Genomic DNA, 14,658 nt, shown 5'->3' with positions numbered 1-14,658 from the left:
CGACGGCGACCGGCGCGGCCGCGGTGACCTCGAAGGTCTCCTCGAACTTCTTGACGAAGTCCGACAGCTCCAACAGCGTCATCTCCTTGAAGGCGTCCAGCAGGTCGTCGGTGGACATTTTGGCCATGATGTGGATCCTTTCTGATTACCGGTTCGGGGTTTCCAGTGGCGGGCTATTCAGCAGACTTTTTCTCTTGCAGTTTTTCCTGCAGTGCGGCCGCCAGCCGGGCCACCTGCGATGCCGGAGCGTTGAACAGCCCGGCCGCCTTGGACATGTTGGCCTTCATCGCGCCGGCCAGTTTGGCCAACAGCACCTCGCGGGACTCCAGGTCGGCGATGCGCTCCACCTCGGCGACGGTCAGTGGATGACCGTCCATGTAGCCGCCCTTGATGACCAGGGCGTTATGGTCTTTGGCGAAGTTCTTGATGGCCTTGGCGGCGTCGACCGCCTCACCGCTGACGAACGCGATCGCCGTCGGTCCGAGGAACAGCTCGTCGAGACCGCCGATGCCCGCTTCCGCTGCCGCCCTTTTGACCAGCGTGTTCTTCGCCACGGTGTAGGTCGCCGACCCGGCGAGCGAGCGGCGCAGCTCGGCCAGGTTGGCCACCGTCAGGCCGCGGTATTCGGTGATCACGGTCGCGGTAGCGCCCTTGAACTGCTCGGCGATCTCCGTCACTGCGGCGGCTTTCTCAGCGCGCGCCATCGGCACCTCCTCGGGGTCTGCGACATCCGGCCGACCCTGGGAAACAACGAACGCCCCGACGCAGGCGGCGGTCGGGGCGTCATGCTCCGTCGACGTGCGCCGACGGGTGCCTCGTCCTCCTGCGTGGGCCGCCGGGGATTCCCGGGCCTTCAACCGATTACTCGGTGGCCGACGGTCTTCGGTGGATGGCAACCACCATAGCGTGACCGTGGCCATCGGCCAAAACGACGCTGATGCCTCACCTACCTTATCTACCTCATCTGCCTTACCTGCCTCACCTGCCTTACCTGCCTCACCTGCTTCATCAGTCACCGCAACGCGACCATATGGGGATTTGCCCGGCTTCGAGCGACAAATCTGAGACTGTACGTCCCAGCCCGGGTACCGGGGGTACCAACGGTCAAGGCCCGGTCGCCTTGTCGCTCGAAGCCGGGCAAATCCCCATATGGTTCGGCCCGGTGGCATGGTTCGGCCCGGTGGCCGGTGGGACCGATGAGACACCAGTGTTCAGCTGAGCCGGGCCAGCGCGGCCGCACCGATCAGGCCGGCGTCGCCGCCGAGTTGGGCGGGCACCACCCGCAGGCCGGCGAGAAAGTCCAGCCGGGCGTAACCGGCCAGCGCTGCGCGCAGCGGGCCGAAGAGCACTTCGCCCGACTTGGCGACTCCACCGCCGATCACCACCAGGTCCAGGTCGCACACCGCCGCCACCGAGGCGATCATGGCGGCCAGCGCCGTCGCGCCGCGGTTGAACGCCTGTCCGGCGATCGGGTCACCGGTGGCGGCGGCACCGGCCAACGCTTCCGCGTCGGCTCCGGGGGGTGCCCGCCAGCCGTTGGCCACCGCCCAGCGCACCATCGCCGGGCCGGCCGCGACGGCTTCGACGCAGCCCCGCCCACCGCACCGACACGGCGGGCCGTCGTGGTCGACGACGACGTGGCCGACGTGCCCGGCGTTGCCGGTGCGGCCTTGGTAGGGCACGCCGTCGAGCACCAGCCCGCCGCCTACTCCGGTGGATACCACCATGCCCAGCAGGAACCGGGCGCCACGTCCGGCGCCGAGGCGGTGCTCACCGAGTGCCATACACATGCCGTCGCAACCCAGCCGGACCGGCACTCCGGGCACCGCGGCGGCGACCCGATCACGTAGCGGAAAACCTCGCCAGCTGCCGATGTTGACCGGGCTGACCGCCCCCGCGATCAGGTCAACCGGGCCGGCCGACGCGATGCCGACACCGCTGATCGCGCTACCGGCCGAGCGCAGCGTGTCGCCGATCAGGCCGTCGACCACCGCCCACACCGTCTCGGCGTCGCAATCACCCCGGGTGGGCCGGGTGGCCGTATACACCAGCGCACCGGCTGGGTCGACCAGGCCGGCGGCGATTTTGGTGCCGCCGATGTCCAGCGCCAGGGTCAGCCCAGTGAGCGCGCTCATCGCACGGTCAACCGGACCGCGGGCGAATAGACCAGCCGGCCTGCGCAGCCCACCCGGACCAGGGCCCACCAGGTGCCGGGCTGGGTCCACACCGGCGGGCTCACCTCGAACTGCAGGTCGACGACGCCCCGGGCGGGCAGCACCGCGCCGAGCGCCGCTTGGCCGGTCCACTCCCAGGTACCCCACGGGCTGATCAGGTGGGCCTCCACCGCCAGGTCGGCCCGCGCGTCGGTGCCGACCGTGACCGCCAATCGCGCCGTGTCGCCGGCAGCGACCGCAACGTCGGCCGGCGCGTCGACCAGATAGAGCAGCCGATCCTCACCCGAACCGACCGACACCGCGCAGACGTCCTCCACCACCTGCCGCCAGGCCGGCGGCAGATCGTCTCCAGTGACGGCAAGCTGTGCCCGCACCGGGTAGAGCCCCGGATGGATATCCGGCGGGACCCGCAACGCGACGTCGACAGCCAGGTGCTCCCCGGGCGGCAGCGTGACGGGCAGTTTGGGCGGGTCGGCCACCCAGCCGGGCGGGCAGATCAGGACGACCGTGCCGCGCAGCGATGCATCGGTGCAGTCGCTGGCCACGGTCAGCCGCAACGTCACCTCATTACCCAGGGCGCCCGCGTCCAAGCTGACTCGCTGCGGGTGCAGATGCGCCACGGCCGGAAGTCCGCCGAGCGGGGCGGGACCGCGGTTGTGCAGCCAGTAGCGTGCGTAGAGTGGCTGGGCCGCCTCAGCGTCAGGCATGTCCGGTGTCGGGTCGGCGACCGGGTCAGTGCCGACTCGTGCTGTCAGCGTGGCGATCTCGTAACCGTGCAGCCGGTCCGGGTGCGGGTGCTCGCTCGGTCGCTCCAACAAGTCGGCCCGGCCCAGCAGCCGCACGCGGCCCACGTCGGAGTCGACGGTGACGGTGGCGTCGCGGCCGTGGGTTTCCACCAGCCGCAGAGTGATGTCGGCGGGATCGACGGCGCGCGCGCTGCCCTGGGCCAGCGGATTGCCGGTCGCCTTCAACGCAGCCAACTCCACCGCGCCGTCTCCGCCCAGGCACAGCAGCGAACCCGTCGCCGGCAGGCCGCCTTTCCCGCCTGCCGGGACGGCCACCAGCGGGCCAGCGAATTCAGCACTGCGGGACGGGATTTCGGCGCGGCGCCAGTCGCCGTCACCGGAGACCAGCGCGTAGTCGAACACGTGAGTCCAATGTTGCAGCTGGAAGCCGGTGCCGTCGGGCACGGTGCGCCGCGGCGCGTCTGTCCAGGCCGCCGACGGCCAGCCGGTGCAGGATCGCAGCAGCGCGGTGTGCAAGGTGCCGTCGGTCTCCACGGCGAAGCCGGGCACCCCCCGGTTGAGCAGTGCGACGGTCCGCCCCTCGAAACGGTCCAGCCCTGACGGCGGCTGCTGGGTCACGACGATCTCGGCTTCGGCGAGGTCCTCGGCCACAGCCGTGACCGCGACCGCCAGAGCCGCGTCGTCGCACCCGGCAACCACCAGCACCGGCAGCGCCCGCGGGTCGCGCAGGTCCGCACCGGCAACCCAGACCGCGGCCAGCGGCGCCGCCGCAGGCACCCACACTCGGGCCCACCCGGTTGTCCCCAGCTGCCGGTCCAGTTCGGCGCCGTAGGCCGGGTCGGCGCTTTCCAACACGGCCTTGGTGAACGGGTTGCGGTCCGGCCCGCCCAGCGCGATCCGCGTGTCCGGCAGGTTGGAGTCGACGGCGAGGTGGCCGTACCGGGGCCCGTCGCCGTCGGTGCGAGTGGCCGTGACCCCGGCGCGCACCAGCGCGACCATCAGCTGGCGGGTCACCGGCGCGGCGACGCTGTCGCCGGGCGTCACCACATCGGCCACCGACACCGCACGTACTCCGTCGCCGACCCGGACCCGCACCGCCGAGGACAACCCGAACCAGCGGTGGGCCGCGGTGTCCAGGGTCCACGGGTGCGCGACAGCGTCGACCGACCGCCCGGATTCGTCGTGCAGCAACCCGAAGCCGCGCCCGATGACGGCGTCGCCGACCTCGGCGACCGGCATGGCGCCGGGCACCGGGCACGGCCAGCGCAGCCGCAGCAGCACATCGGAGCCGGTGAACTCGTCGATCGTGGTGCGGCAGTCCACTCGGGCTACGCCACGCCACAGGGTCAGCGTCTGCGTGTAGGTGAGCACCCGGCCGATCCGGCCGCGGACGACGAGCCGCTCCCCCAGCGGGCCGCGGTAGGCCTGCACACGGGCGTCGTTGACGGTCGCCGAGCCGACGACCGGGCCGTTCGGCACCAGATGCCACGGGCCTTCACCCGACTTGGGGTGCACCGCGTACTCGTCGTAGAGGACGAGTTCGTTGCCGACCCCGCCGGCGGCGATCAGCTCGCGGCTGCCCTGCTCCAGCGACACGATCCCGCCGCCGCGGGACGGGTCGGCGGTGAGCCGGTAGTGCTCGTTGGAGATCCGGGTGCCCGCAACCGGCAGCCAGCCCGCGGCCGGAACACCCCTGCCGCCGGCCAACCGGTAGGTTCGCCAGCCCAGCGACGGCACGTCGCGCGCCAGCCAGCTGATGGTTCGCCCGCCGTCCTCGACGTGGGCGGGCACTTCGACGCCGTCGCCGTCGAGAACCCGGACTCCGGTCGCCGGCGGCGTTTCCAGGTGCGCGGTGACCACGTCGGTGCGCTGGCGGCCTACCGGGTTCCACACCACCAGGCATGGGCCGTCCCCGCCGGTAACCGCGCCGGAGAGCGCCGTCAGCGCGCCGTCGCGGGCGCTGCGACCCAGCTGCCAGGCATCGCGCCAGCTGGTCAGCAGATCCAGATACACCTGGTCGGATTCCGATCCCGTGATCGCGTCATGGTGTGCGCAAAAGGCCAGCTGCGCCCACGCCTTGTCCAGCGCCGCCTGCGGGTACCCGGCACCGGTCAGCAGCGCCGCGAACACCGCGAACCGCTCGGCGTCGAGCACCACCTGCTCGGCGGCCCGGTTGGCCTGCTTGGTGTCGATGTAGGAGACGTAGGTGCCGGTGTAGATCGGGTTCATGTCCCGGGTCTGCGGTGACGGGCTCGCACCGCGCGCGTGCAGCTCCGCGCGCACCGCCGCGAAGAACTCCCGGGGCAGCGCGCAGACGAACTTCGGCCAGGTGTAACGCGCCGCCCAGTCCCGGTGGATCTTGGTCACCCACCGGTTCGGCGGGGTGAAGTCGGTGCCCACGGGCAGCAGCACATTGCGGGTCAGGGCAACCTTCTTCAGCTCGGTGAAGAGCCGGTAGACGGCGTCTTCGGCCTCGGTCAGCGTCGTCGACGAGTCCATCCACCAGCCGGCCGCGTAGTGCGCGGGCATGTAGTGGGTGAGCAGGCCGCGCCCGGAGGGCGCGACCCATTCGAACTCGCTGGGGAACTGCATGCAACGCGGGTCTGCGCCCTCGGCCATCGGGCCCCACTGGTGGTACGGCCCGCGCGCCCACGCGCCGGCGGTCAGCCCGGCATCGGCGGCCATCCCGGGGAACTGCGGGTCGTGGCCGAACACGTCGAGCTGCCAGGCGGTAACGGGCCCAGCCTGCCCAGCGGGCCCAGCCGGCCCAGCGGGCCCAGCCAGCCCAGCGGGCCCAGCCGGTCCTGAATGTCCGAGGCCCATTACGCCACGCTGAAAGCCGCTGCCGTGCACCAGGTTCCGGATGGTGGTCTCCGGGCCGACCAGGGTGGTGCTGGGTTCGTTGTATGCCCCGCCGAGCACTTCGACGCGGCCTTCGCGGATGAGCCGGCGCAGCTCGACGCGATGCTCGGGGTGGGTGTCCCAGAACGGTTTGAGGTAGTCCACCTCGGCGAGCGCGAACTTGTACTCCGGCTCACGGCGAGCCCAGTCCAGGTGGGCGCGCACCAGGTCGATGCCGTTGGCCTGCCGGCATGCTCCCGGTGGGTCCTCGGCCCACGCACTGGTGTAGTTGGCCTGCGTGTTCCACCACACCGGGTCGTAGTGGAAGTGGCCGACCATGAACATCGTCCAGCCCGGTTCGGCCACCGTGAAGGTGAACTCTGTCGACATCTCCGCGGCGTGCGCCCGCGCGGCGCGTCGCTGGCCGGGGGCCGGGTTGTCGACTGCCACCGCAATCTCGACGGTCCCCCCGTCGACGTCGGTAGTCGCCTCGCCGGCCAGACCGTCCCCGTCGATGCGGATTCGGCTGGGCTGGGTGCACCCCGTGTAGGCAACGCGTGCCAGTTGCAGCGGAGCATCGGCCGGACCGACGAACTTCTCCGTCGATTCCGCGGCGAGCACTTCCGTTCCTGACATTCCTGAACCCTACGGCGGTTATCCGTATACCCTCAGCGCCGAGCGTGAAGCTGTTGCGAAAATTCGCCAGGATTTTCGCAACAGCTTCACGCTCGGCATACCGTGATGTACCGAGGCGATGTACCGTGATGTACCGAGGCGACCTGCGCGATTCGGTAACGACCGGCCAATTTGGCACACTGCAACAATGAGTTCGACCGTTCCCCGCCAGGTGACGAAGCTTGACCGGGTGCCGCTGCCGATCGAGGCGGCGCGGGTCGGCGCGACGGGCTGGCAGCTCACCCGCGCCACCGCCCGCGTCTTCGCGAAGCTGCTGGCGCCGGGACCGATCCAGCAGAAGGTGATCAAGCAACTTCCGCAGACCTTCGTCGACCTGGGTCCCACCTACGTCAAATTCGGCCAGATCATCGCCTCGAGCCCGGGCGCTTTCGGCGAGCCGCTGTCCCGGGAATTCCGCAGCCTGCTGGACGCAGTGCCACCCGCTGATCCCACCGAGATATACAAACTATTGGTCGAGGAGCTCGGCGCGGACCCCTCGGAACTGTTCGCCAGCTTCGACGAAACCCCGATCGCATCGGCATCCATCGCGCAGGTGCACTTCGCCACCCTGCCCAGCGGCGAAGATGTCGTCGTCAAAATCCAGCGGCCCGGCATCCGCCGCCGGGTCGCCGCGGACCTGCAGATCCTCAAACGCTTCGCCCAGGTCGTCGAGTTGGCCAAGCTGGGCCGGCGGCTGTCCGCCCGCGACGTCGTCGCCGACTTCGCCGACAACCTCGCCGAAGAGCTGGATTTCCGCATCGAAGCCCAGTCCATGCAGACCTGGGTCGCCCACCTGCACGCCTCACCGCTGGGCAAGAACATCGAGGTGCCCGACGTCTACTGGGACTACACCAGCGAGCGGGTGTTGACGATGCAGCGCGTGCACGGCATCCGCATCGACGACGCCGCCGCCATCCGCAAGGCGGGCTTCGACGGTGTGGAGCTGGTCAAGGCTTTGCTGTTCGCCACCTTCGAGGGAGGGCTGCGACACGGCCTATTCCACGGCGACCTGCACGCCGGCAACCTGTTCGTCGACGGCCAAGGGCGGGTGGTGTTCCTCGACTTCGGCATCATGGGCCGCATCGACCCGCGCACCCGCTGGCTGCTGCGCGAGCTGGTCTATGCGCTGCTGGTGAAGAAGGACCACGCGGCGGCCGGCAAGATCGTGGTGCTGATGGGCGCGGTCGGCACGGTCAAACCGGAGGGGCAGGCCGCCAAGGACCTGGCGGCGTTCGCCACACCGCTGACGATGAAGTCGCTCGGCGACATGTCCTACGCCGACATCGGCCGGCAGCTCTCGGCGCTGGCCGACGCCTACGACGTCAAGCTGCCGCGCGAGCTGGTGTTAATCGGCAAGCAATTCCTCTACGTCGAGCGCTACATGAAACTGCTGGCGCCGCACTGGCAGATGATGTCCGACCCGCAGCTGACCGGCTACTTCGCCAACTTCATGGTCGACGTGAGCCGTGAACACAAGGACGAACTGGAGGTATAGCGGTGGCTCCGTTGGCTCGCCAGCCGCAGCGCAGCGGAACCGCGCGCTCGAAAGACCTGGACATCTTCTACGAGGACATGGGCGACCCGTCGGACCCAGCGGTGCTGCTGATCATGGGTTTGGGCGCGCAGCTGCTGCTGTGGCGGACCGCGTTCTGCGAAAAGCTGGTCGCCCACGGCCTGCGCGTCATCCGCTTCGACAACCGAGATGTCGGGCTGTCGACCAAGCTCGACCGAACCCACGCGAGCGGCGCGGTGGCGCCGCGGATGATCCGCTCCTGGCTGGGGCTGGGCAGCAGATCGGTGTACACGCTCGAAGACATGGCCGACGACGCCGCCGCGGTGCTCGACCACCTCGGCATCGGCCGCGCGCACATCGTCGGCGCGTCGATGGGCGGCATGATCGCCCAGGTGTTCGCGGCCCGCTACGCAGAACGGACGCCGTCGCTGGCGGTGATCTTCTCCAGCAACAACCGGGGGCTGCTGCCACCACCGGCACCGCGCGCCCTGCTGGCGATGCTCACCGGTCCGCCACCCGGATCACCACAGGACGTGGTGGTCGACAACGCGGTGCGGGTCAGCAGGATCATCGGCGGCCCGCGCTACCCGGTTCCAGAACATCGGATCCGGGCCGACGCGGCCGAGGCCTACCAACGCAGCTACTACCCGTGGGGCATCGCCCGCCAGTTCAGTGCCATCCTCGGCAGCGGCAGCCTGGCCGGATACAACCGACAGATCACCGCGCCGACCGTGGTCATCCACGGTTTGGCCGACAAACTGATGCGGCCTTCCGGCGGGCGGGCGGTAGCCCGTGCCATCGCCGGCGCGCGGCTGGTGCTGTACGACGGGATGGGCCACGAACTGCCCGAAGAGCTGTGGGATCCGGTCATCAGCGAGCTGACCACCAACTTCGCCGCAGGCGCCTAACGGTTGCACGATTACGCTGCTGCTGGTACTAGCCGCTAGTGGCCCCTAGCCGCGCTGCTGTAGGCTGTCGGGGCTGTCTTCCTTCCTTCTACCTGCGGCCACCCGCGACAAAGGCGAATTGAACCGAGAATGCCAAAACTAGAACCGAAGTACGCGGAGCTGCAGTCGATCTATGACATCTCCAATGAGTTCTTCGAGCTGTTCCTGGGCCCGACGATGGGCTACACCTGCGGCTACTACGAAAACGCCGACACCACCCGCGACGAGGCGCAGAACGCCAAGTTCGACCTGGCGCTGGGCAAGCTGGGCCTGCAACCCGGCATGACACTGCTGGATATCGGCTGCGGCTGGGGCGGCGGCATGCAGCGGGCGATCGAGAACTACGACGTCAACGTCATCGGACTGACACTGAGCGAGCGGCAACGCGACTACGCCCTGACAAAGCTGGCCAAAGTCCCGACCACCCGCAACGTCGAGGTGCGGCTGCAGGGCTGGGAGGAGTTCGACGAGCAGGTGGACCGGATCGTGTCGATCGGCGCCTTCGAACACTTCGGCCACAAGCGCTACCCCAGCTTCTTCGAAATGGCCTACAACACGCTGCCGGCGGATGGGATCATGCTGCTGCACACCATCACCGCAATCACCAGCCAGACGGAGCTGAAAGACAAGGGCCTTCCGCTGACGTTGGAGTTCATGAAATTCGGGAAGTTCATCGGAACGGAGATCTTCCCGGGTGGCATGCTGCCGTCGGTGGCCATGGTGAGAGAACACGCCGTCGCAGCCGGGTTCACTGTGGCCCGGGTGCACGAGATCGGCCCGAATTATGTGCGGACCCTGCAGGATTGGGCGGCGGCACTGGCGGCCAACAAGGACAGGGCCATCGCCGCCCAGTCGCAGGAGGTCTACGACCGCTACGACAAGTACCTCAACGGCTGCGTCAAGTTGTTCCGCGAGGGCTACACCAGCGTCCACCAGTTCACCCTCGGTAAATAACGGCCGAAGGGCGCATGTCGTTGACGGCGCGGGGAACGGATCGCGCGTAAGGTTGATGTGGCTCCCATGAGGGAGCTGCCTTCGTACCGCCATGGGGGCCGGTTTTGCCGAAGAATCTCATACCGAATTTCGACGACGTGCAGGCTCACTACGACCTGTCCGACGACTTCTTCCGGCTCTTCCTGGACCCCACCCAGACCTACAGCTGCGCCTACTTCGAACGCGACGACATGACGCTAGAGCAGGCGCAGATCGCCAAGATCGACCTGGCGCTGGGCAAGCTGGGCCTTCGACCCGGTATGACGCTGCTCGACATCGGCTGCGGCTGGGGCGCCACCATGCGGCGGGCCGTCGAAAAATACGACGTCAACGTCATCGGGCTGACGCTGAGCAAAAACCAGGCCGTCCACGTGCAGAACTCGTTCATCGCAATGGACAGCCCCCGCACCCGACGGGTTCTGCTGGCCGGGTGGGAGGAGTTCGACGAGCCGGTGGACCGGATCGTGTCCATCGGCGCCTTCGAGCACTTCGGCCACGAGCGCTACGACGACTTCTTCACCATGGCCTACGACGCCCTGCCCGACGACGGGGTGCTGCTGTTGCACACGATCACCGGGTTGACCGGGCGGCAGATGGTGGAACGCGGCATGCCACTGACGTTCGAGTTGGCCCGCTTCATGAAGTTCATCATCACCGAGATCTTCCCGGGCGGCCGGCTGCCGTCCATCGAGATGGTGGAGGACCGATCGTCGCGGGCGGGCTTCACGCTGACCCGTCGGCAGTCACTGCAGCCGCACTACGCCAAGACCCTCGACCTGTGGGCCGCAGCGCTGGAGGCACACCGAGACGAGGCGATCGCGATCCAGTCAGAAGAGGTCTACCAGCGGTACATGCGCTACCTGGCCGGCTGCGCGAACCGCTTCCGGATCGGCTACATCGACGTCAACCAGTTCACCCTGGATAAGAAGAAACAGTAGCCGGACACGGACGGGCCGCCGCTGCGGTTTGCCATCGTCAACACCCGGTATGCTGCTGATCGGCCGGGGCGAACGACCAGCAGGCGACGGGTCGGCCACAACGAGGTTTCACCAGGAGTTTCACCAGGAAGGCGAACAGGCACAGATGGTGGAGAAAGCGACACGCTCCCTCAGGCTGCGGCCCCACTTCGAAGAGATCCAGGCCCATTACGACGTCTCTGATGACTTCTTCGCCCTGTTTCAGGACCCGAGCCGCACCTACAGCTGCGCCTACTTCGAACCGCCGGACCTGACACTCGAGGAAGCCCAGCTGGCCAAGGTCGACTTGAACCTGGACAAGCTGGATCTGCGGCCCGGGATGACGCTGCTGGACATCGGCTGCGGCTGGGGCTCCACGATGAAACGCGCCGTCGAGAAGTACGACGTCAACGTGGTGGGTCTGACACTGTCGAAGAACCAGCACGCCTACTCGCGACAACTGCTGAGCACCATCGACACCAACCGCTCGCATCGGGTGCTGCTGCACGGCTGGGAAGAATTCCACGAACCTGTCGACCGGATCGTCTCGATCGAGGCCTTCGAACACTTCGGCTTCGAAAACTACGACGACTTCTTCAAGAACTGCTTCGACATCCTGCCCGACGACGGCCGGATGACCATTCAGAGCAGTGTCAGCTACCATCCCTACGATCTGCACGCCCGCGGCAAGAAACTGTCCTTCGAAACCGCGCGATTCATCAAGTTCATGCTCACCGAGATCTTCCCGGGCGGGCGACTGCCCACCACCGAGATGATGGTGCAACACGGCGAAAAAGCCGGCTTCACCGTCCCGGAGGCGATGTCACTACGGCCGCACTACATCAAAACCCTGAAAACCTGGGGCGACGCGCTGGAGGCCCATCGGGCCGAGGCCGTCGCGATCACCTCGGAAGAGGTCTACAACCGCTACATGAAGTACCTTCGGGGCTGCCACTACTACTTCACCGACGAAGCCCTCGACGTCAGCCTGGTCAGCTACCTCAAACAGGCCGCCTGAGCTGATCAGTCCGCGGCAAAGTCACGGGTGATCGACGGGTCGACCGGGATACCGGGGCCCGTGGTGGTCGAGATGGTGACCTTTTTCAGGTAGCGGCCCTTCGATGACGACGGCTTGAGCCGCAGCACCTCGTCCAGCGCGGCGCCGTAGTTCTCCGCCAGGTTCTTCTCGTCGAATGACGCCTTGCCGATGACGAAGTGCAGGTTGGCTTGCTTGTCCACCCGGAAGTTGATCTTGCCGCCCTTGATGTCGGAGACCGCCTTGGCCACGTCGGGGGTGACGGTGCCGGTCTTGGGGTTGGGCATCAGCCCGCGCGGGCCCAGCACCCGGGCGATCCGACCGACCTTGGCCATCTGGTCCGGAGTGGCGATCGCGGCGTCGAAATCCAAAAACCCGCCCTGGATCTTTTCGATTAGGTCGTCGCTGCCGACAACATCAGCTCCCGCGGCGATGGCAGCATCGGCCTTCTCCCCGACTGCGAACACCGCGACCCGGGCAGTCTTGCCGGTGCCGTGCGGCAAATTCACTGTGCCGCGGACCATCTGATCGGCTTTGCGCGGATCGACGCCGAGTCGGACGGCCACCTCGACGGTGGCGTCCTGCTTGGTCGACGACGTCTCTTTGGCGAGTTTGGCCGCCTGCAACGGCGTGTAGAGACTGGCGCGGTCCACCTTCTCGGCGGCGGCGCGATATGCCTTGCTGTTCTTGCTCATGGAAATATCCAATCTGTCGTGTTGGAGTCGTGGTTGGCGGGCCGAAGCTGGCCCTCCCACATGCCCGGTCCGGGCGATACCCGGCTATGACACGGTGATGCCCATCGACCGGGCGGTGCCCGCGATGATCTTGGCGGCAGCGTCGATGTCGTTTGCGTTGAGGTCGGCCTTCTTGGTCTCGGCGATCTCGCGGACCTGGTCCCAGCTGACCTGGGCGACCTTGTCCCGGTGCGGCTCTGCAGAGCCCTTCGCCACGCCGGCGGCCTTGAGCAACAGTTTGGCGGCGGGCGGGGTCTTGAGCGCGAAGGTGAAGCTGCGGTCCTCGTAGACGGTGATCTCCACAGGGATGACGTTGCCGCGCTGGTTCTCCGTCGCGGCGTTGTATGCCTTGCAGAACTCCATGATGTTGACGCCGTGCTGGCCCAGCGCAGGCCCGACCGGCGGTGCAGGGTTAGCTTGCCCTGCCTCGATCTGCAGTTTGATCAGCCCGGCGACCTTCTTCTTCGGGGCCATCTGATGTCTTTCCTTTCTGATTTCGGCGTGCTTTTCGTCGCTGGGCGACGATTTTCTCGGCCAGGTTGCGTCGCTAGATTTTGGAGACCTGGTTAAAGGTCAGCTCAACCGGTGTCTCGCGGCCGAAGATGGACACCAGCACCTTGAGCTTCTGCTGCTCCGCGTTGACCTCGCTGATCGAGGCGGGCAGCGTCGCGAACGGCCCGTCCATGACGGTGACCGACTCGCCCACTTCGTAGTCGACCTCGATGGTCGGCCGCTCCAGTCCACCTTCGGCGGCGGCGGCCGCAGTGCTTGCCGCACCCTTGCCCGCCTTCTTGGCCGCGCCCCGCGGCAGCAGGAATTTCACCACCTCGTCGAGTGAGAGTGCCGACGGCCGCGACGTGGCGCCGACAAACCCGGTGACTCCCGGCGTGTTACGCACCGCCGACCAGGAGTCGTCGGTCAGCTCCATCCGCACCAGGATGTAGCCCGGGAGCACCTTGCGGTTGACCTGCTTACGCTGGCCGTTCTTGATCTCGGTGACCTCTTCGGTGGGCACTTCCACCTGGAAGATGAAGTCGCCGACATCGAGGTTCTGCACGCGGGTTTCGAGGTTGGCCTTCACCTTGTTCTCGTAGCCGGCGTAGGAGTGGATGACATACCAATCACCCGGCTTGGTGCGTAACTCCGCTTTCAGCGCCGCCGCGGGGTCGGGCTCCTCCGCCGGCTGCGGGGTTGTCTCAGCGGTTTCGGCCAGGTCGACCGACTCGCCCACGGGCGTCTCAGCGTCGAACGTAGTCACGATTGTCCGTCCTTTCTGGTCGGCATGTCAGCTTGGCCCGTCTCATTCGCCGAACACCAGCAACACCAACTTGGCGAAGCCGAAATCCGACCCCGCGATCAACGCCACCATGAACACCAGGAACGCCAACACCACCGAGGTGTAGGTGATCATCTGCTTGCGGTTGGGCCAGATCACCTTGCGCAGCTCGGCGGTGACCTGCTTCAGGTAGTTATAGACATAGGCGACGACGTCGACGACCGGGTTGCGCGACGGCCACCACTTCGCGCGGGTCTTTTTCCTTGCCTTCTTCGTCTTCTTGATCTTCGTGGTTTCGGTGTCCAGGCTGCTCTCGGAGAGCTCTGCGGTGGTGGAGACCACGTCGACGCCGCCGCCGTTCTTGTCGGCGGCGGCGCTGCGCTGCCGGGATCGCTTGCCGGTAGGGCGTTGCGGCCGCATCGTCGGCCTCGTTGCCAGGGTCGTGGGGCCTGACCCGGTGCTGTCGTCGACCCCGCCGCCGGCGGCCCCGGGCTGGTCACGCTGGTCGCTCACCGCACGCTCCTTTGCTCTGCTCGCCCCACGCGCTCACGCGCCATCGTCTCAGTGTCCACCATGACATCAGCCTATGTTCTTCGCTCCCCCGCGATTGGGTGGGACCACACCGCAGGTAGGGGAGTACCCCCACCCCGGGGCCGTCTCGGCCCTACGTTTCCGTCGTCTGCAGGGGCGACAGGACTTGAACCTGCAACCTGCGGTTTTGGAGACCGCTGCTCTGCCAGTTGAGCTACGCCCCTTCGCGGTCGGCA

Annotated in this window: 12 protein-coding genes, 1 tRNA gene and 1 pseudogene; 5 read left to right on the top strand and 9 right to left on the bottom strand. The window is 67.4% G+C overall.

The genetic code is table 11. The features are described from left to right. The 4 genes and pseudogenes from AC2VOP_RS12190 to AC2VOP_RS12175 all read right to left on the bottom strand — a co-directional run. Positions 1-127: pseudogene (locus tag AC2VOP_RS12190) on the bottom strand (50S ribosomal protein L7/L12); the annotation flags it as partial. A 46-nt stretch (positions 128-173) separates the two neighbouring features. After that, positions 174-704 (bottom strand): 50S ribosomal protein L10, encoded by a 531-nt coding sequence (rplJ, locus tag AC2VOP_RS12185; RefSeq protein WP_486961206.1) that lies wholly within the window; start codon positions 702-704, stop codon positions 174-176. 507 nt (positions 705-1,211) lie between these two features. Then, positions 1,212-2,135 carry an ROK family protein gene (locus AC2VOP_RS12180; protein ID WP_486961205.1) on the bottom strand — a complete coding sequence of 308 codons (924 nt, stop codon included), beginning with the start codon at positions 2,133-2,135 and terminating at the stop codon, positions 1,212-1,214. Next, positions 2,132-6,397 carry a glycoside hydrolase family 38 N-terminal domain-containing protein gene (locus AC2VOP_RS12175; RefSeq protein WP_486961204.1) on the bottom strand — a complete coding sequence of 1,422 codons (4,266 nt, stop codon included), beginning with the start codon at positions 6,395-6,397 and terminating at the stop codon, positions 2,132-2,134. The genes AC2VOP_RS12180 and AC2VOP_RS12175 overlap by 4 nt, the downstream gene beginning before the upstream one ends. A gap of 187 nt (positions 6,398-6,584) precedes the next feature. On the opposite strand from AC2VOP_RS12175, the gene AC2VOP_RS12170 reads away from it, so the two are divergent. From AC2VOP_RS12170 to AC2VOP_RS12150, 5 genes are all read left to right on the top strand, one after another. Further along, positions 6,585-7,931, top strand: a complete 1,347-nt coding sequence (locus AC2VOP_RS12170) for an ABC1 kinase family protein (RefSeq protein ID WP_486961203.1) — start codon at positions 6,585-6,587, stop codon at positions 7,929-7,931. 77 nt (positions 7,932-8,008) lie between these two features. Continuing rightward, positions 8,009-8,857 (top strand): alpha/beta fold hydrolase, encoded by an 849-nt coding sequence (locus tag AC2VOP_RS12165; protein WP_486961208.1) that lies wholly within the window; start codon positions 8,009-8,011, stop codon positions 8,855-8,857. Between the two features lie 129 nt (positions 8,858-8,986). Further along, positions 8,987-9,850: a cyclopropane mycolic acid synthase family methyltransferase gene (locus AC2VOP_RS12160; protein ID WP_486961202.1), complete on the top strand. Its 864-nt coding sequence runs from the start codon at positions 8,987-8,989 to the stop codon at positions 9,848-9,850. A gap of 104 nt (positions 9,851-9,954) precedes the next feature. Next, positions 9,955-10,827 (top strand): cyclopropane mycolic acid synthase family methyltransferase, encoded by an 873-nt coding sequence (locus AC2VOP_RS12155; protein WP_486961201.1) that lies wholly within the window; start codon positions 9,955-9,957, stop codon positions 10,825-10,827. 145 nt (positions 10,828-10,972) lie between these two features. Further along, a complete protein-coding gene (locus AC2VOP_RS12150; protein ID WP_486961207.1) occupies positions 10,973-11,863 on the top strand; it encodes a cyclopropane mycolic acid synthase family methyltransferase in 891 nt (296 codons plus the stop codon). Between the two features lie 5 nt (positions 11,864-11,868). Here AC2VOP_RS12150 and rplA read toward each other — a convergent pair whose 3' ends face one another. The 5 genes from rplA to AC2VOP_RS12125 all read right to left on the bottom strand — a co-directional run bounded on the left by rplA (position 11,869) and on the right by AC2VOP_RS12125 (position 14,646). After that, positions 11,869-12,576: a 50S ribosomal protein L1 gene (gene rplA, locus AC2VOP_RS12145; protein WP_486961200.1), complete on the bottom strand. Its 708-nt coding sequence runs from the start codon at positions 12,574-12,576 to the stop codon at positions 11,869-11,871. 84 nt (positions 12,577-12,660) lie between these two features. Further along, positions 12,661-13,089, bottom strand: coding sequence for a 50S ribosomal protein L11 (gene rplK, locus AC2VOP_RS12140; RefSeq protein WP_486953812.1), 429 nt, complete (start codon positions 13,087-13,089; stop codon positions 12,661-12,663). Positions 13,090-13,162: 73 nt separating this feature from the next. After that, positions 13,163-13,873: a transcription termination/antitermination protein NusG gene (gene nusG / locus AC2VOP_RS12135; RefSeq protein ID WP_486961199.1), complete on the bottom strand. Its 711-nt coding sequence runs from the start codon at positions 13,871-13,873 to the stop codon at positions 13,163-13,165. Positions 13,874-13,915: 42 nt separating this feature from the next. Continuing rightward, the gene (secE, locus tag AC2VOP_RS12130) at positions 13,916-14,404 is read right to left on the bottom strand and encodes a preprotein translocase subunit SecE (RefSeq protein ID WP_486961198.1); all 489 of its coding nucleotides are present in this window, start codon (positions 14,402-14,404) and stop codon (positions 13,916-13,918) included. 169 nt (positions 14,405-14,573) lie between these two features. Next, positions 14,574-14,646: transfer RNA gene (locus tag AC2VOP_RS12125), tRNA-Trp, on the bottom strand. Positions 14,647-14,658 lie beyond the last annotated feature (12 nt).

Source organism: Mycobacterium sp. TH-M106 (assembly GCF_057473765.1).
This window is presented reverse-complemented; position numbering and strand designations above follow the sequence as displayed.